Below are 24392 nucleotides of genomic sequence, written 5' to 3' on the forward strand. Positions count from 1 at the left end.
CAGAACAAGCAACCGCCCCCGGAGCCGTCATCCGGGGGCGGTTGCGTCTGTGGGCCCTAGTAGGGCAGCACCACCACGGACAGACCCGTGTGGGTGGCACCGAGACGTCCCAGGGCGGGGGTGCCCAGTCCTTGCGCCTGGAGCTTGAACGTGTGGTTTCCCGACCCGGACACGACACCCGCCCACGAGTTGCCGACGGTTGCCCGTACCCCCGCCGCCGCGTTGGCCGGGTTCCAGATAACTTGCCGGCCACCGGGCACCCCGTCAATGAGGCAAGACATGACCCCGGTGACACTCCCGGCGGTGACGAGGGTGAAGTCGCCGGTGAACTCCAGGAAGTACACGGCCAGTCCGGCGGCACCAATGTTGATGGTGACGGACGCGCCGGTGAGGTCGGCCATGGAAGCGGTCAGGGTGTAATTCGAGGACAGGGAAGCGTTGCCCTGCAAAGGGGTGCGGCCCTGGAGCGTCCCGTCAATGTTCTGGGCCATTGTCTGGAGGTGTTCCCAGATTCGCCCGTGACCAGTGGACGCCGGGTAGGTGAATCCCAGTGGGGTGGTCGGCATTGTCTTAACCTCTCTGCCAGGTAATGGCCAGGGTGAAAGCCGGCGACCAGGAACCGCGTCCGGCGAATCTCACAAATGGTGAACCGTCTGAGTCAAAGAATGCAATCCCACCGGCGGTTCCGTTGACCATTGCCTGCGCCCACGAATTCGGGACGGTGAAGATGGTTTCCGTATCAACGGCCAGGGATGGGCCCGCTGTGGTGGAGGTGAGGGTGGGGGTGCCGCCGGGTTTGGTGGACTCCGTCATTAACCGCATGGTGGTGGCCTGAGCGGTGAACGTGCCGCCTTGGATCCGCTGGACCTGAACGGTGGCCCCGGTAACGGTGGCCCCGGTGAGGCTTCGTGGCGCGTCGCCGTAGAACACCGCCCCCGTGTGGTTGCCTCGCCCGTCGTCGCCCTGGGACACGTCGGTGTTGTCGGTGCGCCACCCGAACGAGGCCCGGTACGACCCGGTGTCCACCGGGGACACCACCAGGGTTCCGGTCCGGACAACCTCGGTGGGGTTGGGGGCCGCGATGATCGGGGGCGGGTCGGTGATCGCGGCGGTGAACATGCGGGCCACCGCGACCCATTGGGCTCCGATGCGCAACACGGCCAGGACGTCCCCGGCACCGACGGTGAGGTCGCGGGCCACCTGGATGGTGGTGACTTGACCACCGATGTTGACGGTGACGGTGGAGCCGGACTTCGCTGCGGTGGCGGTGGCGGTGATTGACCCTACGGGGTTCACGTCAGGCTCCTCACGGTCAGAAGCTGCGACCCGCCATCAGCCGTGTACGGCAACGTGAGGGCCTGGACTGTGCATAGCAACCCGGACACCTCATCGGTGGTGATGGACACTGTGTCGCCGTCCTGGAGGCCGGGGTGGGGCACCATTTCGACCTGGAATTCGCGGCCCGCCTCTTGGCGCTTGCGGTCCAGGACGGTCTGCGCGGCCTGGTTCACCTGGTCGATGGTGGTGAGCAGCGGCGACGGGAAGTAGAACGGCACCGGCAGCGGGTTGAACGGGCCCCCGATGGCTTTCGGGCCGGTGGTGTCGTAGGCGACGCCTTGCACCTGGGCCCCGTCTGAGTTGGTGCCCCGGGCCACGACGGTGTTGAACACGTTTTCCCGGGTGGATCCGCCGGTGGATCGGATGATCGTCGCGTCGGGCCCCGTGTCACTGAGGTTCAGGTCGGCGGTGGTGGGTGTCGTGGCCGGGTACACGTGCAGGAACCCGTGTTCGGTGACCCGCGACGCTGCCGGCCACGCGTCCAACAGTTCACCGACTGCGCCTAGCCGGTCTTCTTCCCAGTTCATGCTTGCCGGGACCGCCCGGTCGTTGAGGGCCCCGTCGATGATCACGGTCATGGCCGGTTCGAGGAGTTGCCGCAGCGTGGTGGAGAACGTGCCGGTGGGCTGGAACGGGGTGACGAACCGGGCCTCATCGATGAGGTGCAGCAACCCGACCGCTTCCACGGTGACGGTGTCCCCGTCCGCGTTACTTGAGTGGATGACGAACCAGCCGCGTTGGAACCATTCGGTGATCCCGTTGCCGACCTCAATGCCCAACTGGACGCGCAGCCACTGCCCGTTCGCGGCGAGGGGGTGGGTGTCGGTGGTGGGTGCCCACGACACTCCCTGAACCCGCCGGGGCACGGTGAGGGTGAGCCGCTGCGGCACCCGCCGGGACCGGTCCACTTCTTCGGTTGCCGTGTCGACGGGCACGGAGGCGGCGAGGAGCTTTCCACCGCGCCACGACTCGACCATGACCCGACGCTTGTGGCTGCGGGTCAGGACCGATTGGGCGGTGTCAGACAGGTGGATCATGACCAGTCCGCCTCTGCGATATCCAGCAGGGTGGCGAAGTCATTCGACAATTCGAGGAGAGGGGCCCCCTCATAAGCCTGAACCGAATCGAAGTACAGCAGTTCGGTAGGCCCGGCATTTCCGACGTGAGTGAATGAGGCCCGGAATTGTGTCGCCCCGACCGGGGCGGTGAATCCCACGGTGGCAATGGTCCACGTCGTGGCGTTCACCGCGCCAATAGACACCGACCCGGAACCGCTGATGAACGCGCTGCCGGCGTTGTAGAACCCGAGGGTCACATAGCCAAGCAAAGCGCTGATCCCCAGCGCCGAATACAGCGAAAATGTCAGCCCGTAGGTGGCCCCGGGACCAGTACCAGTCAGGGCCGTTAGCGGTGATCGGATTTCGGTAACACCAGTGCTGTTGGGGGTCCACCGCAGCGAACCGTCACCCACCGCCGACGGGGACGCGACCCGGGCCACCGCGCCGTTCGTGGTGGTCCAACTCTCGGTGGTACTGGTGAACGTCCACTCCTTGATCAGGACCGGGTCGGTGTACGCGTCGGCGATGTCCTGGAGGGTGAACCCCCGGGCCTCCAACGTTTGGGGCCACGCGTCGGTTTCCACCGCGTCTACGGCCAGGACCCGGCGGGGGTCCGACCCGTCCTGACTGTGCCGCCGGTCCGTGGCCCCGACAACGGTGACGTACGAGTCGACACCGTCGTACGCCTTCGTGCCAGGCTGGCGGATCTGCACCACACCTTCCGTGGCCTCGGTGAGGGTGGTCATCAGGTTGTCCCGCTGCGACGTGGACTCCGTGACGAACTCGATGGTCCCCTCGTACTGGCCCCAGTCCCCGGCCACGACCACGTTGCGGCCACCCGGCTTGAACACCGACACCGGGCGCGCGTACCGCTTCTCCGGCCACGCCAGGATCACCGCCTGGGCCGCCAGGCCACTGATCGCGTCGGTGACCACCACCTGGCCCCCGGCGAGGGTGTACGTGTCCGGGGTGGTGGTGTACTCGTCCGTCCCGTTGACGATCGCCAGGTACGACACGGGCACCCCGAACGGCATCTCCGCATCAATGCGCAGGAACGACGGGTCCGGGACTGATGCGTAGGCACCCGCCCGGACCAGGGTTCGTTCGCCACCGGTCACCCGGTACACGTGAACCGAATCGCCGACGGTGAGGCCGGTGACGGACACCAGGACCCGGGGCGGTTCCACGTCCTGTTCGGTGGCCACGATGGTGACAGCCATTACCGCCTCCCGTTCCGGGCGTGCCAGTTCTGCTTACGCTCGGAGCCAGCAATCGCCTTATCGACGTAGCTGTACAGGAACTGACCGTCCAGGTAGATGTTGTTCGTCAGGGTCATTTCCGTTTTCGTCGGGCCACCGCTGCGGTGCGTTCCGGCACCGTCGGAAGCGGACCACGAACCGGTGGAGGCGAACCCCTTCAATTGGGTGCCGACACCCGGAATGTAATGGTCACCGCTGGACTGAACCCGAACCGTGACCGTCTTACCCCTAAGCCCGTTCACCTGCTTTTGGAACGTGACCAGCTTCGACGTGGCGGTGGACGTGTCCGCGTTGATGGTGGTGTTCACGTTCTTCGGGATCTTCAACAACTGGGCGGCGAGCTTGTTCGCTTCCGTTCTCGAATAGCCGGCCTTCTCCGCCATCTTCACCAAGGCGGCCCGGTTGTTGTGGTACGCGTTGCTGGCGTCGTTCGCGCTGATACCGCTACGCTCACCGGCCGTGGCCTCATTGTTGAACGCGGTGGCCATAGCGTTCAGGGCCGCTTCGTTCTCCCGGCCCTTCTGCGTATTGGTGCCCTTCGCCTTACCGTTTTCCTTCAACGCGGCGGTGGCCTCAGCGGTGGCGTTCTTCGCCGCGATTTGAGCCTCACGGAAACTGATGTTCGAATCGGCCAACTCTTGAGCCTTCGCCCGGACATCCGCGAGTCCGTTAGCCGCAGCCGCCGAGTCGGTGCCAATTCCCCGCAGCCCGCCGGCCAACCCCTTGGACGATTCCGCAGCAGTGTTGCTGGACGCGGCGTAACGCTCCAGCAGCGCCTTCCCGCCCGGGATTATGTTGATGAACGCCTCGAAGGTTTCAACGAGGATGTTCAACCCGATACCGAAACCGCGAATGGCACCGGCAACAACGCCGAACGCGCCCCGAACCGCGATAGCCATTGATGCGCCATTGTCAGACAGGTCGCGGAAAACGGAACCGATGGCCCGGCCGATTTCCTCCACACCCTCCCCGACCGCGTTGATGATCGGTCCGGCCTTTTCCACCGCCTGGGCGATCCCCGACAGGGCCGACTGGGCGGCCCTGCCCAGGGACCGGGTCAGTGGGGCCACGAACGTGGACGTGGTGTTGAAGATGCGACGCAGGTCCGGCATCAGGTTCTGGAACGCGCCCCGGGCGATCCTGACGGCGTCCAGGGCGGCCGGACCGAACGACTCGGCCGCGTCACCGAGCATCCGGGAAACGTCGCGCTGGAGGCTGCTGAACGCCCCGGACACGCGGGGGTCCTTCGCGGCGAGGATGAGGCCACCGACCATGCCACCGATCCCGGCACCACCAACGATGGCACCACCGATCACGGCCCCGATGGCGGGTGCGGCTGCGGCTGCGGCCAGGACGACCAGGCCCATGAGACCCGCCATGGCCACCTGGGCGTACGGCCCGGCGGCTTGGATGGCGTTGGACAGGTTCTTCCCGATCAGGGACCCCGCCTCAGACAGGGCACCCAGCCCGGCGGAGAAGCCTTTGAACAGCAGCCCGCCGACCTTCGCACCGACCTTGAGCATCGACCCGACACCCTGGGACACGCCGCGTACGAACCGGTTCCCGGACGTGGACCCGGAGTCCGACCACCGCTTCGCGGCCTGGCCGATGCGGCTGAACCCCCGCCCCCACTGGTCGGATACGGTCCGGATCGCCGACCCGCTCTTGGTGAACTGGCTGAACGCCTTGGCGAAGACACCACCAGTGCGTTCCGCTTCCCGGGACGCCCGCTTGAGGTTGCCCTCCACGGACCGGATGCCGGGACTGGTCTTGTCCCGGGCGACGAGGTCGAAGGTTGCGTCACGACTAGCCACGAGTGATCACCACCGCTGCGTTCTCCAATGCCTGCTGGCACGCGTCACGCCACTCGTCCGCCTCAGCCGCAGGTTCGGTGAAGAACCCCGCCGTGACGTTCTGGCTGTGCCACTGGCTTTTGCCGCGTCGACCGAACGACGGGTGGCGTACCCGCCCCTGGTCCAGGCGGCGGATGTCACTCTTGTCCTTTGTGGACTTCCGGGATCCCTTCAACCGGACCCGGGCGGCCCGGGAAGTCACCGACACCGTCGCGGTGACCTGAGTCTTCGACGCCCACACGTTCAGGCCACCCCGGGCCGGCAAGGTGTCCAGGGCCCGGCGGCGGATCGCGGTCCGGACGGCGGGGATGGGTTCGCGGATTTCCTTACGCAGTTGCCGCATGACCTCTTTGCGTCCCTCGAACGCCTGGAGGTCGCGGATCAGTTGATCCAGCGTCCCCATTCCCCTCACCCCCCTGCCCTTTTCCGCGCTGCTCGTTCCTCGTCCAAAATGTCGACCAGGGTTGCCAGGTCCCGGGGGTCCCAGTTCTCCAAGCCGTCCGGTCCCATCAGCGGCCGGTCCGTGGCGTGTGCCAGGCGGACCAGGCTCAGGCGGACGGAACCGTCTGGCCAGGGTCCAAGGCATCCGCCGGGACGACCGACTCCTCATCGGGCATGTCGGTGACCTCGACGCACTGGGCGTCGAACTCATCCCACTTGAGGGTGATCACGTTCCGCCGAGACAGTGCCGACCAGGCCATGTACCGCATGGCGGTAGAGATCCGGGACGCGATCTCACTGGTGGTGCACCCAAACGGCTGGACCTCAAACTTGGCCGCGTCGCGCTGGTCAGCGACCACGTCATACGTGGCCCCGTCTTCCATCTCGACACGCAACTCGAACAGCATTGACGGCATGTCACTCACCCCTGCGCTTGTTCATAGATGCGACATGGTCGCGGATCTCAGAAAGGTCATCCACGAGGGCCGCCCCGTTTTCAATGATCAGCTCGACGGCCAGGATTCGACGCGGGTCCTGCGGATCACTGGAGAAGGGCCTCAATTCGCCGCACTCCAGGATCGGAACCTCAGTGGTCCCGATTGGTAGACCAGTCAGGAAGTTAGACATTGACGGCATGTCCGATCCCCTTAGCTGGAGGTTCCGAAGGTGACCCCGCCGACGACCGGGAACGTGGCCTCGAACGGGATGATCTGGCCCTGCTCACCACCGAAGGTGACGGGCATGGCGACGATGTTGAAGGTCGCGGTGGGCTGGCCGGTGCCAACCTTCGGCTGGAGAACGACCTCCACCGTGTCGCCTTCCGCGTCGGTCAGGGCCTTCGCCAGGCCACCGGTCGCCCAGATGGACGCCCCGGCCAGTTCCAGGGTCCAGATGGTGGAGTCGACGTCCTGGATCACACCGTCCGGGACGAGGGTCCGCATGGTCTGGATCGGGGTGTCGGGGACCAGCCGCGCCTTCGTGAGCTGGTTCGCGTACTCGACGTCATCGATGGTGATGGTCGCGTTCCGCATGACGATGTAGTTGGCGGGGGCCGGCATGTCAACTCCTCATGGTGATCTGTAGTGCGAACTGGTCGGATCCCTCAGCGGGTGCCGGCACGAACTCGATGCGGTCCACGAACCCCACCGGGAGCAGGGCGTCGACCAGGTCTTCCATGTGGTCGTCAGCCCAGTCAGAAGCGCCCCGTTCGTCCTGAGGCAGCAGAACCACCACCCGCCACGTGCGGATGAACGTCAAGCCCTCTGAGCGGTCCCACGGCCCCGACAGCGGCCACGCGTCACCCGGTAGCGGGGTGGTGGGCCGGTAGGCGTAACCGGTGACCCCGTCGGCGGTGGACAGGGCGTTGGCGATGTCGTCGCGGTAGCTCACCCGATCACCAACCGGCGGTGAGGGGCCTCCAGGCGGCGGATCTCCGGGTCGCGGCCCGGAAGCACCGACCCGCCGATCTCCGCGTCGCCCTGGAGCACGGCCAAGGGAAGTTGCCGCATGGCAAGGTTGCGGGCCACCCGCCGTAGCAGGGCCTCCCGCAGATCCGGCGGGTACACGGCACCCACCCGGCACACGGACCGCTGTGCGGCGGCCTCAGCGTCCAGGGCACCTTGGATTTGGTCTTCGGTGTGGGAGGTCTGACCCAGGTACTCGACAACGTCGGCAACCTGAGGCATCCCGGTCCCGGCGGTGGTGGCGTACACGAACGCGGCGAAGTCCACCGCGTCGTCGGTGGTGGTGACCCGGGCGATGTACCGCCCGGCGGTGCCCACCGTGTACGTGGCCCGGTACCGGCCCGTGCTGGTGGATTCGAAGGTCGGGGTGGCGGTACCCCCGGCGGGGAGGGTGACCACCACGGTTGGAGTCGCAGCCGCCGGGTAGCCGGTCAGGTCGCGGTTCTCCACCTCAATGACCCACTGTCCGCCGATCGGCAGCAACGCTGCGACGCTGGACGTGGCACGGATTCCCATGATGGTCACCCCCTTCCGTTGGATCGGTGTCGCTGGTTACTTGTCCAGGTCCGCGCGGGTCAGCTTCTTGCCCGTGAACGGGTTGACGGCCTCACCGTTGCGCTCCAGTTCCTCGCGGGTGCCTTCCGGCAGGAACGAGGGGACGTGCGGCTTGGCCGGGGACTTCTGGTCCTGGAGCTGGGCCCGCAGTTCCTCGTTCTCGGCCCGCAGCCGCTCCACCTCGTCAACGCTGGTGGCCCGCAGGGTCTGGGTCTGGTTCTGGGTCTGGGTCTGGTTCGCCACGATCAGTTCCTTTCGTTGTCTCGGGAGTCAGTCGTCAGGCCCGGATCACGCCGGGTCGTAGATGACCTCGCGGACGGCGTTCACGTCGCTGATCGCGGTGGCCTTGTAGCCCCAGATCGCCAGGTCCACGTAGGCAACCCGGTACTGGAAGTTCAGCCGCTGCGGGGCGGTGGCCCAGCCGTTGACGAACTCCGAGTCGAACAGGTAGCTGGACGCGGCGACGATGCCGGTCGCGGCCAGGGCCCACGACGGGATGGCGGTGACGCCGTTGACGTCGACGGTGGCGAACCGGGAAGCGACGGTGCCGGAAGCGTTCGTCGGACCCAGGGCCGGGTACAGCCGACGGCCGGTGGTGTCCTTCGCGGCAACCAGGGCCTTGTACAGGTCGATCTGGGTGGCCATGAAGTCCATCGAGAACCCGCCCCGGATGAACTGGAGGGCCGCGAACGCGGCGGTCAGCTCAGAGTCCAGGGTCTGACCGGTCGTACCGCCACCAGTGGTGAGGGTGATTCCGGTCGGGGTCGCGGCGTCCAGGACCGCAACGGCCGCAGCCTCCAGGGCCTCGTACCAGGCCCGCTCCATCTGACGCCAGATCAGGTTGGAAATCTGCGGGTTGCCACCCTGATCCCAGGTTTCCCGGGTGATCTCCACCTTGCCGGAAATGGCGGTCGGGGTGACCGTCTGGCTGGCCTCAGTGAACGTGCCCGGAGTCGGCTCAACGCCCTCGGTGTGGTTGTTCACCAGACCGGAGGCGGTGTTGAACTTGGCGAAGGTGAACGGAGTGGAGTCCGCCAGGGTGCCCTTGTTGATGGCGTTCCACAGCGGGTACTTGAACTCCCGCTGGTCCACGTACATGTCGGGCCGGTACCGGTTCGGGTTCGCGGGAGCAACGTCCGCGCGGTCCACATCGAACTGTGCCCGCATGAACGTCTCGGCCCGGTCCAGGGCCGACTTGTCACCCTGGGAACCCGCGATGAGATCCGAAGAGAAGTCGTGGCTACCGCGCTGGATGTTGCCCTTCCGGTCGAACCGGTACGGGGTGGCCTCGTTCACCGAAGTCATGGCAACCCGGGTCGGGTTGACGACCTGGCGGGTTTCCGCCTGGATGCCCACCGGCTGGTTCTGGATGTTCTGGGCCGCCCATGCCGAAAACAGGGCACTCATGTCCGGCGCAATGGCCGGGGCGGCGGGAGCCTGCGGCTCGATCGCGTCGGTCATCTCATTCCCCTCATGTTGGCTCGCCCGGACAGACGTCAGGCGAGAGTCATCGAATGCGGGCATCGCGGTGAGCGACACCTCCAGCAACTTGGCTGCCTTGACCAGCCACACGGACGGCTCGTTGGGGTCACGGACTACCTGGTCCGGCATGTCGTGCCAGTCCGCCGTGACACTCAGGCCGTCCAGGACCCCATCGGCGGCGAGGGCCAGGGCCTCATCGCCTGCCTTTCCGCGGCTGATCTTGAACTTCGCCATCAGGCCCCGTGGGGTGTCGTCCAGCTCGACGGCGCGACCCAGCGGCTGGGTACGGTCGTGGTCGCGGAGCAGCTTCACCCGGCCGATATCAGCGAACCGTGCCCACCCCTGAGCGAACCGGTAACGGCCGCCCTGGTTGCGCGCCACCGGGCCGTACGGCACCGCCAGACCGGTGATGGTCCGGGCCTCCACGTCGACGGCGAACGAGGCGGACTCACTATCGAACCCGAACGTGGCCCCCTGCGGTTCGGCAGAGAAAGACACCCCACCGTCGCCAGAGGCCGCTACAGCCGCCGGGGCCGCGACGGGTGCCTGAGTAGGTGCCGGGGTCAGTTCCCGCTTCTGCTGGCTCGTGAGGGCCGGCATCCGCTCCTCAGCCCGGACCTCGTCCACGGTCATGGCCCCCATCGCGATCATTTCGCGGTAGTAGTTGACGCGGGCCACCTGATCCGCCCGCATGTAGTCGTCCAGGTCGAACCAGACGGTGTAGCCACGCCGGGTCACGTCGCCCATGGACAGCCGGTCCGCGATGGCCCGCATGTACGGCATCAGCACGTCATTGATGCGGTCCTGGCGGCGATCCACCGCGTTCTGATAGGTGCGGCTGGTGGTGGAGATACCGAGGTCTTCCGGGTCCAGGCCCAGAGCGTTGGCAATCTCAAGGCCAACCTGGCGTTGCAGTTCCACCAACTGGAGATCCGCCGGGGACATCACGTCCACCGCGTTGTACTTCATGGAGAACGGGACGTAGGCGGTGCCACCCGCCTGCCGGGCCTTCTTCCACTTGGCCAACAGTTCGTTGACCTCATCGTCGTCGGCCGGATCCGCGCCCTCAGTTGTGGTGAAGAAATCCAACGGGCGAGGGTCGTCGGCATACATTCCGGCGGCACGGTCGAACTTGATGGCCCGGCGGATAACCGCCCCCGCCACCTTGAGGACACCCGGATTCGGTGAATCGAACCGGATCATCTGCGACGCCGGGACTGGAACGCCGTCAACCCACACCACCGCGTCACGCGGGTCCACGCCGGACGGCAGCGGAGCCAGATTGCGACCGGCGGGCGGTTGCAGCGACACGGAAGCAACGTCAACGTGTCGGGCACTCGTCGGGAAGTCGCCCCAGCCGGATTCGATGATCCGCCACCAAGCGATGCCCTCAAACAGCAGGTCCTCCACCGTCTGGGAGAGGGTCGTGATGTTCGCGACGTCGGGATCAATCTGTTCCAGCAGCGGATTGCGGGCCGGCTTGCGGTCGGGTCCGTACTGGATCAGCGGGAGGCTGGAGATGCTGCAAATCAGGTTCCGGCCCCGCAGTACCGCCGGGATTGACATTGCCTCTTCGCGACCGACCCGAGTGGCGACACCTTTGCCCCCCATTTCGATGACAAGGCGGTCAACCAGTTGTGGGTCAGATTCGGCGGCGAATGTCGCCGGAAGCGCAGGAATGGTAAAGGCGCTCGTGAAGATGGAACGCCAAAAACCTGCCATACCAGGAACTGTAGCCACTAGGCCCACAAAATGCGAGGTTTGCCAATTGGTGTGGGCAGCGTCTTGGCCAGGTGAATGGCTCCGGCGACCGCATAGGCAGCGTCACATTCCCCGCCCCCCTTACGGCTGAATCTCCACACATCCCCGCTCCACAGTTTCTCGGCGGCGAGAATGTGACTGTTTAGCAAAGGATCATCACTGTGCAAAACCTGGCCAGCGTCAACAAGGTCCGCCAGACCCATGCACACCGCTGAGACTTCCGCCCGGATTTCCTCCACCGAACAATTCGCCGGGAACGGAGACACCCGCCCCGGACGTTCCTTCAAATCCGCCGCGAGAGCAGCCGCCGGACCGTTCGGGATCCACCCGAAAGCCTGCGGGCCCACCTTCCGCACCCAACCAGCCAGGTCCCGGCGCAACTCCTGCGTTGCCTGCGGGCCCTCCCACGCCGCGACCACCCGGGTCCGGACCCGACCGTCCGGCATCACCGCTGCGGCAACCAGGGTGGCGTGACGGCGGGTCACCGACACGTCCAGGCACAGCGCCACCCGGGACTTCGCTTCCGCCAAGGAACCCGGCACGTTCCCGGCGGACCAGGCTTGCGGATCCACGGCCGCGTCGAGGGCGGACACCCGCTGGCACATGATCTCCGTGCGGAAGCCGGTCAACTCTTCCCCACCGGCCTCTACGGCCCGCTGAGCGTCCGCCAGGAGGGACGCGCCGCGCAACCGGTGCCCCAGGTTCGGGTTGGCCTGTGCCAGGGCGTCCAGGTCCAGAGGGGAGGCCCCGTCGGGGGCGGACCACTCGAAGAACCCCAACTCGGGGTCAATGACGTTGCCGCCCAGGGCCTGGACCCCGGTGTCCCGCAACGAATTCAGGACGATGGACTTGTCTTCACCCTGGTTGGTGATCAGCCACGCCTGAGCATCCGGGCGGGCGTTCATCGCGGGCATCGCGGCTTTCCAGGCCGTGTAGTTGTGCTGCTCCCGCAGCTCATCCATGATCAGCCGGTCCAGGGTCAGCCCACGGCCACCCTTACGGTTCGCCGCTGCAATCTTGTACTTACCGCCGGACTTGAGCTTCAAATGGGTGTCGTTGTTTCCGCGCATCACGGCCTGGATCTGCCCGGCCAGCAGCGGCACCCCTAGGGCCATCTCAATGGCCCCCTCCCACGCCTCTTTCGCGGTGGCGAGGTTCGCGGACGTACCCAGCAACATGGGCCACTGCTCAACGAACAACCAGTACAGGGCCAGGACTTTGAGAAGGTGAGTCTTCCCGTTCTGGCGGGCCACAATGACCAAAACCTTGCGGAATCGGGGCCGCCCGCCCTCCAGCAGTTCACCCGCGTGGATGACCAACCACTCCTGCCACGAATCCAGCGGCATCCCGAGAATGTCCCGGGCGAAGTCGATGACCTCGAACCCGTATGAGGTTTCCGGGGTCAGTTCCCTAAGCGGCGCAGTCCACAGTCGCGGTTCTACGTGCCCGAGAACGGTCCTGGAGGGCACGGAGAGCGGCTGCGGCAGGGTCAGCGTCACTCTGTTCACCCCCCTTTCCTGAACCCGTTAGACGGGCCGCTGGCGTCATTCTCAAGGCCGCCAGCACCGCCAACAGTTTCGGGCCCACCTCCACAACCGAATCCGGCTGCTGATCAATAAGAGTCGCATATCTGCGGGCCAATTCCACCGCAGCGGCGTCTGAGGCCGTAATGGTCGCGGATCGGACCGAATCGGCCACGATCTCACTCATTGTCGGATGATCATGACTCATGGGGACCTCCGGGCAGGGAAAACACTTACTACGGGGGTGTTGCTATAGGCCCCCATGGGGAAAATCAGTGGCACAGGGTTCACCATTCGTCCCATGGCAGTGGTGCCGGGCTGGTCACTGGCTCACCAATGAACAGGTTGCATGGTGCACACGCAGCCTCAAGGTATCGCGGGTCATCACCAGTCACTGACCTACCCAGTGTGTGGTGCACCTGGGTGGCAGTACCCAGGCACTGGCGTACCTGCCCTGTCCTGGTGGTCCACGTACCTGGGATACGTATCTGACAGGTGAACAGGTCACGGGCCAGGATGTCCAGCCGCAGTTTCCTCCACGCGGTGGTTGATCCTCCAGCCCATTGCTTACTCACCACATAAGTGTGCCGGGCCCCCACCCATTGGATGAAGGCCCGGCGCTCACCAGTCAAGCGAGCTATTTAGTTATCGCGTCCCACGCAGGTACACAGCAGCAGCATACGGTGAGGACCACCGCAATCGTCAGGATCACCACCGCCAACACCGGGTTGGGTTCCTGTTCCTCACCCGGCTTGGGCTTGCGCTTCTGACCCCCGATCGGCGCGTTGTAGCGGATAGGTCCGATCCCGAAACTCCAGCGGAAGTTACTCATGCGACGGCTCCAATGCGGTGGTAGCGGATAGCGGTGACCCCGGGGCAGTACGCCTCAACGTCATCGGGGTGGTTGATGCGGAACTCCAGCCCGTGGATGTGGGCGTAGCGGGTGGCCCACGCCCGAACCCGGTCGGGGTCTTGGTACAGCCACGCGAACAGGTACCGGGTGTTCCCCTTGGCCATGATCAGACCGTGGTCCAACTCGTGGTAGTCACAGCCGTCCCGGTGCGGGTACACGCCACACGTGCGGCACGAGGCCCGGCGTAGACCGTGGGCACATCCGGGGGCGGTGGGGATCGGGCGGTATCCCTGGGCCTTGAGGGTGGGGACTGGTTCGGTGATGCAGATGGACATGGTGTTCCTCGTTTCTCGGCTGCGGGCCGGGTGGGTTGGTTACTTCGCCTGGAGGCGGGTGCGGGCCATTTCAAGGCGGTCCTGGAGGCATTCGAGGGCCATCCGTTCCGCCTCGTCCACTGAATCGGCCACGAAGTTGGTGACGCCCTTCGCGGGGTACCGAACATCCCGGAGGGTGACGTAGGTGAGGTCCCTGTCCAAGGGCTCTCCGTCTTCGGTCAGCGGCACGAGGGTCGCAATGACGCGCTCGGTGAAGAACTGATCTTCCGGCTCCCTTAGGACCGCCTCGGCGTACCGAATGAAGCTGGCCACCTCGTCACGTTCGCTGGAGTGCCATTTGAATACGTCGTGCAGCGTGGACGCGTACAGAGGAATCGAGACAGGGACGGTGAGGTACGAGGCCATGATCATTTCCTTTACTTTCGGCCAACTTCCAACACCCCCTACTACGTAGGGGGGGTGATTGGATTGGAGGATTGGAGACTTTGGAGACCCATTGGAGACCCATTGGAATCCCCAGGTCAGAGGCTTGTGATCATTGGAGGGTTCATTGGAGCCCGTTGGAGGCTCCAACCGTTCCTCCAACGGGATTCCAATGGGTTCATCGATCAGATTCGCTGAGACAGGGGGATGTAGGTGAACTTCGCCCCGTCCGCCTGGACCATCGTGGCCTCAACCATCTGGTTCCAGGCGTAGTACCAGGAGCTGTCCGTCATCCCGGCCTTCTTGAGACAGCGGGCCTTGATTTCCGACTTCGTGCCGCCAGCGGAGAAGTAGTCCTGCATGATCCCGATGATCTTGGCCTGGTTCTCGGTGACGTCTTCCTTGTCCGGGTCGACCGTCGCGGCCACAGTCGTTTCGGTCAGGACCGCCGACCCGAGAGGCTTGCCCCGGGCGTCGGTTCCCAGGTCCACCGGAGCCAGCAGGAACCGGAGGTCTTCACCTTCGGCTTCATCCTTTTGCTTGCTGTTCTCCACCGTCACGATCCGGGTTTTCTTGTCCATCGACACCCGGATCTCGGTGTTCATGGCCCCGATCAGGGCGGAGCTACCGCGCCCGTTCTCACCCTTGTGGCCCTGGTGGTGAACCAGGCTGACGCAGGCACCGCACGCTTCCCGCAGCCTCTCGGCCTGGTGGACGAGGATCCCCATGTCCTTGGATGAGTTTTCTTCCATCCCGGCGGACACCCGGGCCATCGTGTCGAGAACGATCAGGACGGGACCGATCCGGCGGCACGCCTCGACCAGGGCACCCCATTCGGCCTCATTGATCAGGACCGGTCGGGGCAGTACCAGCAGGTTCGCTCCCATCTTGAGGTTGTGGTGTTTCTCCCAGGCCCGGATTCGCTTCTTGAATCCCCGGGCCCCCTCAGCGGCGATGTAGACCACCTTGCCTTGGACGGATTTGTGTCCGTGCCATGGGGTTCCGGTGGTGACGCTGCCGCAGATGTCGATGGTGACGAACGTCTTACCGTTGCCGGACCGGCCGATGATCCATGCCAGGGTGTCCAGGTCCAACAGTCCCTCGATGAGGGGTTCCGGGTCGGGGATCTGGTCCAACCCGTCGCTGTCCAGCAGTTCCGCCATGAGGGCCAGGACTGCGGCCTCAGTGGCTGCGGCGGCTTCGGCTTCGGTCGCCTCAGCCTGCGGGGGCGGGGTGCTGGCCTTAGCCTTGGCTTCCTCGTTCCGCTTCCGCTTGAGGTCCCGGAACCGGTTGAGCATCGCTGTCTTCGCGTGGTCCCTGGCGCTGCAACGGTCGCTGTCCAGGTACCAGGAGGTCTGACTCTTGTGCGGCAGTGGGCAGTTGGTCGCGTACATGGGTTCGTCGTCGGGGTTCCGGAGGTTGCGCACCTCTGCGCCGAGTCCATGCAGTGCCTTGACCAGGTCCAGTCCGGTAGGATTGGTGCCGTCGGAACTGTTGGGGGCCCCCTGCCCGGGGCCCTTTTCCGTGTCAGTCATTGGTGTCGCCACCACCGTTCTCACGGGCAGCGCGACGGGCGGCAGCGTTGGCCTTGCGAGCCTCGCGGGCCTTTGCGGTAGCGGCTTTGCGATCCTCGGGCGTGGTGTCTTTCCACCGCAGTGCCACGAGCATCCGGGCGTATTCACTCAGTTCAGGATTGGTGCTCACCGGCGGTTCTCCCGGCTGGAAGGGATATGGCCTTCCTCCCCAGAAAGGTCATCCCTTGGCTTGGGTTCCCCCGTACCAATGAGCAGTACATTAGCTCCGCGATCTTGACCGTCACAAGGTCATGGATGCCCGTTATGGTCAAGGATGATCACCCATGATCAACGATCACCAGGAAAGATTTTCCCCGGGGCATGCGAAAGGGGCCCGAACCGAAGTCCGGACCCCTTTTCTGCCCTCCGTACCCAGAGGTTTCCTGTCACCGGCCCGCAGCCAGCGTGACGTTTCCTATTCTACGCGGCCCGGCCACCTTTGCGTTCCCGGCGGGCCTGGGCGGACTTGAGGGCCAGCTTGGAGTACCAGGCCCGGCGTAGGTGTTCGGCCATCTCAGCGCGCTTCTGCGGGTCGGTGACCTCCGGGGGTACCTGGGTGAGGAACCGGTCCCGGAACGCCTTCCTGGCGGGTTCTGTGGCGGCGGTGCGGTCAATGGTGCGGCCCCACCGTTCCCCGGCGGCGATCCGGGCGATGAGGGTCCGTTCAGCGGGCGACTTGTCGTCGCGGGTCATCCGACACCCCTAGGCGTCGGGGGCCCTGGGTGGGCCCCGGTCTTCAACCGCTCAGGTAGTGCTCCCCTCAGGCATCTGGAATATGACGGTGGTCCCCTTCATCAGATCCGGTCGCCCAGCGCCACCCGCCGGTACGCCTCAGTGGCCCGTGCCTGGGCGGCGACCTTGCCGTAGCGGTCCAGCATCGTTCGGGACCGCCACCCGCCCAGCGACATCAGGTCACCTTCTTGGAGTCCGGCTGTCTTCGCCTCTGAGGCCCAGGTGTGGCGTAGCTGGTGCGGGTGGATCGCCCCGATGCCCGCTTTCGCGGCGCGACGGTGCACGACCGCTTCAACCCCTTCGGTGGACAGGGTGGGGCGGCCCCGGGCACCCAGCCACAGGGTGTCGCGGTCGGCGTGGGGGTGCCGCCTGCGGTCCCTGAGGTACCGGTCGAACGCGCGGGCCCCCTTGCCGGACAGGACCACTTGCCGCACCCGGGCCCCGGAGCGGTTGGAGCCTTTCCCGTGCACCACCAAGGTTCGGTCGCGCAGGTTGACGTGTTCGACGTTCAGGGCGGCGACTTCGGCCAGACGCAGCCCACAGTCCAGGAACGCGTACATGATCGCGGCGTCCCGGCGGTCGGTGAAGTCGTTGCCGTTGCACGCGGCGAGCAGGGCCCGGACCTGATCCAGGTTGAGGATCGCGGTGACGGGCTGGTTCGGGGGTGGGGTGCGGATCCCGTCGGTGGGGTCGCGGTTGGTTTCCCCTTCGGCGACCAGCCACCGGAAGAAGTGCCGGACCCCGGCGAACCAGGATCGGGCGGTGCCGGTGGACGCGTTGTCACGTACGTGCACGATCCAGGCCCGGATCTGGTCGCGGGTGACGTCCAGGGGCCCGGTGCCGTGGTGGCGGGTATCGAGCCACGCGGTGAGTTGTCGTAGCCCGTTGAGGTAGGCGCGCCGGGTGTTCGCGGCGTACTGGTCGGCGTCCAGGCTGAGGTCCCAGGACTCCGCGAAGGTGGCGAAGTCGGGGTGACCGTGCATGGTCGCGCCGTTCCCGTGTGAGAGCATGTGGGCACGTTATCGGTACTAGGAGCGTTGTGCCAACTTTGTCGTTCGGATGCCAGCTTACGTTTTACCTGGCCAGAAGGGCGGTTAGTGTCTCCGCGTTCTCCTGTGCGAAGGACCGATAACAGTTGTTCATCAACACGTGCGTCTGACCGGCCTCGTCGGCCAGCTCGCGCAGCTTCGGCGCCCAGTCGGCCAGCTCCCGCTTGGAGTAGTGGTAGCCGAACTTCTCGTGGATGTCCTTGCTGGTCCACTTGTCACTGTGGCCGTGGAAGCGCACCACCGCGAGGTCCGCGGTGGCGGCCAGGATCGGGGGCAGCGACGAGCGGTGGCCCTGCGGCATGTCAACGCAGACGTACGGCAGTTTGTGCTCGCGCAGGAAGGCCAGGGTCTCGTCGGCGTTGTCGCCGTCGAACCAGGAGGCGTGCCGGAACTCGTAGACCGGGCGCAGCGGCGCGCAGCGCTTCGCCACCTCCAGCAGGTACTGCTTGTTGGCCCGCTTGATGGTGAACCAGGGTGGGAACTGGAACAGCAGCGCACCCAGCTTGCCCGCCTCGACCAGCGGGTCCAGGGCGGACAGGAAGCGCGTCCAGACCTCCTCGTACGACTGCGCGGGCAGGTCGTCGGGGTAGACGTTCTTCTTGTCGGTCTCCGGACGCAGGTCCTTGTAGAGGGCGCTGACCCGGGTGGGGTGCCCGGTCAGCAGACTGAACGCCTTGATGTTGAAGGTGAAACCGGCCGGCGTGCGCTCGGCCCACAGCTTCGCGGTCGCCTCGGCGGGCGGCGAGTAGTAGGTGGCGTCCACCTCGACCAGCGGGAACTGCCGCGCGTAGTAGGCCAGCCGCTTCTCCGGGGTGTCCGCCGTCTGCGGGTACCAACCCGAGTCCAGCAAGGTGCGGTCGGTCCAGGACGCGGTGCCCACGAGGATGTCACCCATGGTTCAAGTCCATCGCGTCACGGACCGACCGGCAACCGCTGACGTCGCTCAGGCCGCCCGCCGTTCGCGGGTCTGCTTGCAGGTCACACAGGTGGTGGCGGCCGGGAAGATCTCCAGTCGCTCCACCGGGATCGCCGCCGAGCAGCCCTCGCACCAGCCGTAGGTGCCCTCGGCGAGCCGGCCGAGCGCGTGCTCGTACTGGGCACGGCGGTCGAGGATGGTGCGCAACAGGGACTGCGCGGTGTCCCGCTCGGCGGTCTTGGTGCCGCTGTCGGCCTGGTCGTCGCCGGCGGTGTCGCCGACCTCCACCAGCCGCAGCACCTGGCTCTGGAGCACGGCCTGGTCGTACTCGGCGGTCAGCTCGTCGTAGCGCGCCTGCAGGGAGAGCCGGATCTGGTCGATCTCCGTCTGGGAACGGGTCGTACCGACCGTGTCGTGGACGAGCATCGCTGCCTGCCTTTCCTGGGCCTGTGGCTCACTGTGAACCGGGTGCCGGCGGCGCGAAGCCCCGGTCACGGTCGCAAACGGTGCGCGGGCGATCACCTGCGCTCTGTGAGCCGGGCGATTACCCACGGGATCGGCCGGGCAAACCGGCGAATTCCCGGGGCTTGTCAGCCGTCTCCGCCGGGCTCCACGAGCGCGGGGCGGCGGGGGTCGTCGGCTCGTACCACCACGTCGGCGAAGCTCGCCGGGACGACCTCCTCGGCGTAGCGGTCGAAGGCGGGCAGCGCCCACTCCTGGGCCGGTTCGGTGCGTCGACGCAGCGCCGCCGGGGACAGCTCCAGGTGGACGGCGATGTCGAAGGGCAGGCCGCCGCCGAGCAGCAGCGGGCCGCTGACGAGGACGACGCCTCCGGGTGGCAGGTCGACGTAGTGAGCACGGCTGGCCCGGTCGGCGTCGGCGTCCCAGAGCGACGGGAGCACCCGCCCGGTGCCGCCCGGGCCGGCCGGGTCGAGCACCTCCCGGCGCAGGCCGGCCTCGTCGACCCAGTTCTCGTAGAAGGAGTCCGGGTTGGTGCGGCCCAGCTCGTAGCGCAGGGAAGCGGGGCGGAGGAAGTCGGTGGCGCGTACGTGCAGCACCGGGCGGCCCCGGGCGCGCAGCGGGTCGACGAGCGCGGCGGCCAGCTCGTCCGGGCCGGCGGCGGGAGCGCCGTCCACCGCCACCCGCAGCCGGGCGGGCCCGGTGGTCGCGGCGCGGGTCGCGGCGTCGGCCAGCCGGCCGGTCAGCTCGGTGACGAGCAGGTCAGGCGAGATGGGACGGATGCGCACCGGACCATCCTGCCCCGCGGCGGGTAGGCGGGTGACGCCGGTCAGCTGCTGCGGTCGATGGTGACCCGGGCGTCGTCGGCCAGCCGGTAGCCCACGCCGTAGACGGTGGTGACCAGGGGTACGTCCACGCCGACCTTGCCGCGCAGCCGACGCACGTGCACGTCGACGGTGCGTACGCCGGCGTGCTCGTAGCCCCAGACGGCGTTGAGCAGTTGCAGCCGGGTGAACACCCGGCGCGGGTGGGCGACCAGGTGCAGCAGCAGGTCGAACTCCAGCCGGGTCAGCGACAGCGGCTCGTCGTCGCGCAGCACCGAGCGGGACGAGGCGAGGATGTGCAGGGCCGGGATGGTCGGGCTGAGGGCCCGGGTCGGTGGCCGGTTGGCGGGCGCCTGGTCGGGGCGGCGTTCGGTCGGAACGGATCCGATGATCACGCCCTCGCCGCGCTCCAGCATCTCCCGGGCGGCTTCGAGCAGCCGACGTGCCGCTGGGGTCAGCGACTCCTCACAGGCCAGCGGGATGGACAGCGTCACGGTGAGCACGGGCGTCGCGGTGTTCGCCGGGCGACGCTGACCGCCGGGCGGTCGACCGGGCACCGCGGGTTGCGACGTATGCCATCCGGCGCGCGACGAGGCAGGGCTGACCGACATGGTCCTCCTTGGGCTGGTCCGGGTATCTCCCCACGGCCCGGGACGCCGCTTCATCGATGCTTCCCGGCGCCCGGGCGAGAATCAAGAGGCGGCTGCGTTGCATGAATGTGACAATTGACGAACACATCGGAGCCAGATGCTCGCTCTGCGTACGAAGCCTGATGATTACAGCAGAGTCGCCGAGATGCCCCGATACGGGGGTCCCCGCCCGGTTCACCGGGATGCTCGCAGGCCGCCGGACCAGGGCTTATCGGCTGTGGTCCACGCTGATCCGCGCCTCGTCCGCCAACCGGTAACCAACCCCGTAGACGGTGGTCACCACCTCCGAGCCGTCCAGCTTGGCGCGCAGCCGTCGAACGTGCACGTCCACGGTCCGGGCCACCGCGTGCTCGTACCCCCACACACTGGACAACAGCTGGAGGCGGGTGAAGACCCGGCGCGGCCGCTCGGCCAGGAACAGCAGCAGCTCGTACTCGATGCGGGTCAACGGGACGACCCGGTCGCCCTGGCGGACCATCCGCGAGCCGGCCAGGATTCGGACGTGGGCAGCGTCGGCGGACGGCGCGCCGGCGGCGGGGCTCGCGGCCGGTCGCGGCGTGGGCGCCACGTCCTCGACGGTACGCAGCTGGCCCTCCCCCGACTCGGCCAGTTCGCCGAGCAGCTGCACCAACCGGGCCAGCCGGGGGCTCAGCGGCCCGGGGACGAGGTCGAGGGTGATGGTGAGGGTCGGGCCGGTGCGCGGGCGGGCCGGGCGGGTGCCCGGGTGGCGGCGCGTGGGGATGGCGACGACGGACATGGTGCCTCCTGAGTGGCGGTACGCCCGCCACGCCGGGTGCGGCGTGACGGTCAGCGGCGCGCCCACCCGGTCTTGACGGGGGACGCGAGTGGGGAGGTGTGCAGCGGGGTCGGGCCGAGGGCTGGCAGGCCGGCGATCCGCCAGGCCGCGAAGCCGCCGACCACGTCGGTGGCCCGGTGCAGGCCGACGTCCTGCAGGGCGGCGGCGGCCAGCGACGAGGTGTAGCCCTCCTGGCAGAGGATCATCACCGGCACGTCGTAGTCGACCGCCTGCGGCAGTCGGGCCGGGCAGCGGGGGTCGAAGCGCCACTCCAGCACGTTGCGCTCGACAGTGAGCGAGCCCGGCACCACGCCGTGCGCGGCCCGCTGCGCTGCCGGTCGGATGTCGACCAGCAGTGCTCCGGCCCGGTACGCGAGGTGCGCGCGCTCCGGGTCCAACCGGTGCAGCCGGGCACGCGCGGCGGCCAGGATCTCGTCGATGCCCCGGGAGCCCGGCGGCGGCACGGGGGCCGGACAGTGCTCGGCGGTTACCTGCATTATCGGTTCCTTCCGGTGACAGGGAGTGGATCGTGGGCTCGCCGCGGTCACCAGGACCGGCCGGCTTCGGCGACCTCGGCGACCCGCAGCCGCCCGTCCACCAGGTGGTAGCGGGTCATCCGCAGCAACGCCGGCCGGTAGACGTGCACGCTGACCGCCGGCGCCGGCCCCTGGTTGGTCACCTGGTGCACGTGTCGGGGGCCGAAGCGGCGACCGGCGCCGGCGGGCAGCAGTCGTGGGCGCAACCGGCCGGCGGCGACCGTCTCCTCGGTGAGCGTGCCGCTGACGACCCGGAACCCTCCGGCCGAACCACCGTGGTCGTGCAGGTCGGTGCCCTGCCCGGGCAGCCAGCTCAGTGCCCACACCTCGTGGTCGTCGCCGACGTCGAGGCGCGCGTACCAGCGCTCGGCCGGGTCGAAGCGCAGCGCGACCGGCCAGCCGGCCGGATCGGCCCACCGGGCGGCGACGGTGAGCAGGTCGGGCTCCGGGCGGCGGTGCGTCATGGCGGTTCCTCGCGGGTCGTTCGGCGGGGTGCCCTCGTACTCTAGACGGCAAAGCCTATAGGTTTAGTAGGTAATTCCACCTGCTGGGACGCAGGTCAGACCTGGTGTCCATCAGCGCAGCACCGGCGGGTCCACCCGGTAGCCGGGCAGCGACGGCCACCGCACTGTCAGGACCACCGACGCGCGCTCCGCGAACCAGGAGTGGTCCACTCCCCGACCCCACACCACGTAGTCGCCCGGCGCGGCCAGCCGTACCGTGCGGTCCGGCAGCTCCACCCGGAAGCACCCCTCAATGAGTACGAGCAGAGTGGTGCGCCGCTCCCCGGTCGCCCACTGGGACCGGGCCTGCCCGGGCGGGTGCACTCCCCACTTCACCTCGACATCGGCGCTGTGCCGGATCTCCCCCGGCGGCGCGAAGTGCCCGAGCAGCCAACCGGCATTGGTGGCACCGTCGACACCCGCGTTGCCCACGTACACCGTCTCCGCCATCGGACCCCTCCCCCAGCACACCGGCCGAGCAACGTATCAGGACCGCTGCGACTAACCTGGACCGGTGACCGACCACCTCGACGCCGAGACGCTGGCGTTCGCGCACCGCATGTTCGACCTGGCCCGGGCCGGCTCCACCGAGGAGTTGGCCGCACAGCTCGACGCCGGCCTGCCCGTCAACCTCACCAACGACAAGGGCGACACGCTGCTGATCCTGGCCGCGTACCACGCCCACCCGGACACGGTGGCCGCCCTGCTCAGTCGCGGCGCCGACCACTCCCGGGCCAACGACCGGGGTCAGACCGCGCTGGCCGCCGCGGTGTTCCGCAGCAGCACCGAAGCGGTCCGCGCGCTCCTCGCCGCCGGCGCCGACCCGGCACACGGCAACCCCTCGGCACTGGAGACCGCGCAGTTCTTCGACCTGCCGGAGATGACGGAGCTGCTGCGCGCCGGCTGACACCAGCGCCGACGGGCCGGTATACAGGGTCGGTGGAAGATCCCCTGCCCGAGCAGATGCGGGCCGCCGGCACCACGCTGCTGGCCGCGCTCGACCCCGCCACCCGCGACAGCGCCGTGCACCCGTTCGACGACGAGTCGTCCCGACGCTGGCTGGAATACCGGCCTCGACCCCGGCCCGGCGTCTGCCTCTCCGATCTCGACGTCGCCGGCCGCAAGGCCGCGCACCGGTTGCTGGCCACCGCGCTCAGCCCTTCGGCGTACGCCCAGGCGATGGCGATCATCGCGCTGGAGGAGGTGCTGGACCGCGCCGAAGGCTGGCACCGCGGGCGGCACAGCGGTGACTACTGGGTGGCCGTGTTCGGTGACCCGGCGCGCGACGACCGCTGGGCGTGGCGACTCGAAGGGCACCACCTGTCGGTGAACATGACAGTGGTGGACGGTCAGGTCTCCCCCGCGCCGATCTTCTTCGGCGCCAACCCGGCAGCGGTCCACTACGCCGGCCGCCCGGTCTCCCGCCCACTCGGCATCGAGGAGGACCTGGGCCGGGCACTGCTCGACGCGATCGGGCCAGCCGAGCGATCCGCCGCGATCATCGCCGACGAGGCGCCCGCGGACATCATCAGCGCCACCCGCGGGCAGGTCGACGCCCCGCTGGAGCCGCTCGGCGTCCCGTCCGACCGGTTGGGGCCCACCGGGCGCGCACTGCTCGACCAGGTGGTCGCGCTCTACCTGGACCGGCTGCCGCCCGAGCTGGCCATCCGCGAGGCGCGCCGACTGGACGCCGGCCGGCTGCACTTCGCCTGGGCCGGGCCAACCCACCCCGGGCAGCGGCACTACTACCGGGTGCAGGGCGACGACCTGCTGATCGAGTACGACAACACGAGCGCCGACGGCAACCACGCCCACACAGTGCTACGCCGCCCCGCCAGCGACTTCGGCGCCGACGTCCTGGCAACCCACCACAAGGACCACCACTAGTCCGCCCTGCCCTGGCCCGCCCCGCCCCGCCCCGCCCGGTCGATCATGGACTTGTGGTGGGCGGCTTGGCCCGGTGCGCCACTTTTGCGGGGCACCACAAGTGCATGATCGCCGCGGTCAGG

General features: G+C 67.5%; 29 protein-coding genes. 2 read left to right on the top strand and 27 right to left on the bottom strand.

Annotation, left to right across the window (positions count from 1 at the left end; translation table 11 throughout):
• Positions 1-56: 56 nt before the first annotated feature.
• From KBX46_RS23980 to KBX46_RS24110, 27 genes are all read right to left on the bottom strand, one after another.
• The gene (locus KBX46_RS23980) at positions 57-566 is read right to left on the bottom strand and encodes a hypothetical protein (RefSeq protein ID WP_210794138.1); all 510 of its coding nucleotides are present in this window, start codon (positions 564-566) and stop codon (positions 57-59) included.
• Positions 567-570: 4 nt separating this feature from the next.
• A complete protein-coding gene (locus KBX46_RS23985) occupies positions 571-1200 on the bottom strand; it encodes a hypothetical protein (protein WP_210794139.1) in 630 nt (209 codons plus the stop codon).
• Positions 1201-1292: 92 nt separating this feature from the next.
• Positions 1293-2375 carry a DUF5047 domain-containing protein gene (locus tag KBX46_RS23990; RefSeq protein ID WP_210794140.1) on the bottom strand — a complete coding sequence of 361 codons (1083 nt, stop codon included), beginning with the start codon at positions 2373-2375 and terminating at the stop codon, positions 1293-1295.
• Positions 2372-3616, bottom strand: coding sequence for a hypothetical protein (locus KBX46_RS23995; RefSeq protein ID WP_210794141.1), 1245 nt, complete (start codon positions 3614-3616; stop codon positions 2372-2374). Before KBX46_RS23995 ends, KBX46_RS23990 begins: the two co-directional genes overlap by 4 nt.
• The gene (locus KBX46_RS24000) at positions 3616-5469 is read right to left on the bottom strand and encodes a hypothetical protein (protein WP_210794142.1); all 1854 of its coding nucleotides are present in this window, start codon (positions 5467-5469) and stop codon (positions 3616-3618) included. The genes KBX46_RS23995 and KBX46_RS24000 overlap by 1 nt, the downstream gene beginning before the upstream one ends.
• A complete protein-coding gene (locus tag KBX46_RS24005) occupies positions 5462-5911 on the bottom strand; it encodes a hypothetical protein (RefSeq protein WP_210794143.1) in 450 nt (149 codons plus the stop codon). The genes KBX46_RS24000 and KBX46_RS24005 overlap by 8 nt, the downstream gene beginning before the upstream one ends.
• Before the next feature lie 145 nt (positions 5912-6056).
• The gene (locus KBX46_RS24010) at positions 6057-6365 is read right to left on the bottom strand and encodes a hypothetical protein (RefSeq protein ID WP_210794144.1); all 309 of its coding nucleotides are present in this window, start codon (positions 6363-6365) and stop codon (positions 6057-6059) included.
• Positions 6366-6596: 231 nt separating this feature from the next.
• Positions 6597-7007, bottom strand: coding sequence for a hypothetical protein (locus KBX46_RS24015; protein ID WP_210794145.1), 411 nt, complete (start codon positions 7005-7007; stop codon positions 6597-6599).
• 1 nt (position 7008) lies between these two features.
• Positions 7009-7338, bottom strand: a complete 330-nt coding sequence (locus KBX46_RS24020; protein ID WP_210794146.1) for a hypothetical protein — start codon at positions 7336-7338, stop codon at positions 7009-7011.
• Positions 7335-7928: a hypothetical protein gene (locus tag KBX46_RS24025; RefSeq protein ID WP_210794147.1), complete on the bottom strand. Its 594-nt coding sequence runs from the start codon at positions 7926-7928 to the stop codon at positions 7335-7337. Before KBX46_RS24025 ends, KBX46_RS24020 begins: the two co-directional genes overlap by 4 nt.
• A 36-nt stretch (positions 7929-7964) precedes the next feature.
• On the bottom strand, positions 7965-8210 hold the full coding sequence (locus tag KBX46_RS24030; RefSeq protein WP_210794148.1) for a hypothetical protein: 246 nt from the start codon (positions 8208-8210) through the stop codon (positions 7965-7967).
• 45 nt (positions 8211-8255) lie between these two features.
• A complete protein-coding gene (locus tag KBX46_RS24035) occupies positions 8256-11198 on the bottom strand; it encodes a phage portal protein (protein ID WP_210794149.1) in 2943 nt (980 codons plus the stop codon).
• A complete protein-coding gene (locus KBX46_RS24040) occupies positions 11189-12709 on the bottom strand; it encodes a terminase large subunit (protein WP_210794150.1) in 1521 nt (506 codons plus the stop codon). The genes KBX46_RS24035 and KBX46_RS24040 overlap by 10 nt, the downstream gene beginning before the upstream one ends.
• A gap of 852 nt (positions 12710-13561) precedes the next feature.
• Entirely contained in the window at positions 13562-13750 is a 189-nt protein-coding gene (locus KBX46_RS24045; protein WP_210794151.1) for a hypothetical protein, read from the bottom strand.
• Positions 13751-13960: 210 nt separating this feature from the next.
• On the bottom strand, positions 13961-14326 hold the full coding sequence (locus tag KBX46_RS24050; RefSeq protein ID WP_210794152.1) for a hypothetical protein: 366 nt from the start codon (positions 14324-14326) through the stop codon (positions 13961-13963).
• Between the two features lie 203 nt (positions 14327-14529).
• A complete protein-coding gene (locus tag KBX46_RS24055; protein ID WP_210794153.1) occupies positions 14530-15879 on the bottom strand; it encodes an AAA family ATPase in 1350 nt (449 codons plus the stop codon).
• The gene (locus tag KBX46_RS24060) at positions 15872-16048 is read right to left on the bottom strand and encodes a hypothetical protein (RefSeq protein ID WP_210794154.1); all 177 of its coding nucleotides are present in this window, start codon (positions 16046-16048) and stop codon (positions 15872-15874) included. The genes KBX46_RS24055 and KBX46_RS24060 overlap by 8 nt, the downstream gene beginning before the upstream one ends.
• Before the next feature lie 290 nt (positions 16049-16338).
• The gene (locus KBX46_RS24065; protein WP_210794155.1) at positions 16339-16611 is read right to left on the bottom strand and encodes a hypothetical protein; all 273 of its coding nucleotides are present in this window, start codon (positions 16609-16611) and stop codon (positions 16339-16341) included.
• A 101-nt stretch (positions 16612-16712) separates the two neighbouring features.
• A complete protein-coding gene (locus KBX46_RS24070; protein WP_210794156.1) occupies positions 16713-17660 on the bottom strand; it encodes a tyrosine-type recombinase/integrase in 948 nt (315 codons plus the stop codon).
• Between the two features lie 64 nt (positions 17661-17724).
• Positions 17725-18594, bottom strand: a complete 870-nt coding sequence (locus tag KBX46_RS24075; protein ID WP_210794157.1) for a DUF72 domain-containing protein — start codon at positions 18592-18594, stop codon at positions 17725-17727.
• Between the two features lie 48 nt (positions 18595-18642).
• Positions 18643-19041 carry a TraR/DksA C4-type zinc finger protein gene (locus KBX46_RS24080; protein ID WP_088948030.1) on the bottom strand — a complete coding sequence of 133 codons (399 nt, stop codon included), beginning with the start codon at positions 19039-19041 and terminating at the stop codon, positions 18643-18645.
• A 164-nt stretch (positions 19042-19205) separates the two neighbouring features.
• Positions 19206-19862, bottom strand: a complete 657-nt coding sequence (locus KBX46_RS24085; protein WP_210794158.1) for a uridine kinase — start codon at positions 19860-19862, stop codon at positions 19206-19208.
• 41 nt (positions 19863-19903) lie between these two features.
• A complete protein-coding gene (locus tag KBX46_RS24090; RefSeq protein ID WP_210794159.1) occupies positions 19904-20509 on the bottom strand; it encodes a winged helix-turn-helix domain-containing protein in 606 nt (201 codons plus the stop codon).
• Between the two features lie 247 nt (positions 20510-20756).
• Complete coding sequence (locus tag KBX46_RS24095) at positions 20757-21305, bottom strand: winged helix-turn-helix domain-containing protein (RefSeq protein WP_210794160.1); 549 nt, start codon at positions 21303-21305, stop codon at positions 20757-20759.
• A gap of 50 nt (positions 21306-21355) precedes the next feature.
• Positions 21356-21841 (bottom strand): rhodanese-like domain-containing protein, encoded by a 486-nt coding sequence (locus KBX46_RS24100; protein ID WP_088948027.1) that lies wholly within the window; start codon positions 21839-21841, stop codon positions 21356-21358.
• A 47-nt stretch (positions 21842-21888) separates the two neighbouring features.
• A complete protein-coding gene (locus tag KBX46_RS24105; RefSeq protein WP_210794161.1) occupies positions 21889-22344 on the bottom strand; it encodes a cysteine dioxygenase family protein in 456 nt (151 codons plus the stop codon).
• A gap of 111 nt (positions 22345-22455) precedes the next feature.
• Positions 22456-22833, bottom strand: a complete 378-nt coding sequence (locus tag KBX46_RS24110) for a signal peptidase I (RefSeq protein WP_088948025.1) — start codon at positions 22831-22833, stop codon at positions 22456-22458.
• A gap of 64 nt (positions 22834-22897) precedes the next feature.
• On the opposite strand from KBX46_RS24110, the gene KBX46_RS24115 reads away from it, so the two are divergent.
• Both KBX46_RS24115 and KBX46_RS24120 read left to right on the top strand, forming a co-directional pair.
• Positions 22898-23290: an ankyrin repeat domain-containing protein gene (locus tag KBX46_RS24115; protein ID WP_088948024.1), complete on the top strand. Its 393-nt coding sequence runs from the start codon at positions 22898-22900 to the stop codon at positions 23288-23290.
• A gap of 32 nt (positions 23291-23322) precedes the next feature.
• The gene (locus tag KBX46_RS24120; protein ID WP_210794162.1) at positions 23323-24270 is read left to right on the top strand and encodes a DUF3500 domain-containing protein; all 948 of its coding nucleotides are present in this window, start codon (positions 23323-23325) and stop codon (positions 24268-24270) included.
• Positions 24271-24392 lie beyond the last annotated feature (122 nt).

The organism is Micromonospora sp. C81 (genome assembly GCF_018070425.1).
In the GTDB taxonomy this organism is placed as follows: Bacteria; Actinomycetota; Actinomycetes; order Mycobacteriales; family Micromonosporaceae; genus Micromonospora; species Micromonospora zamorensis.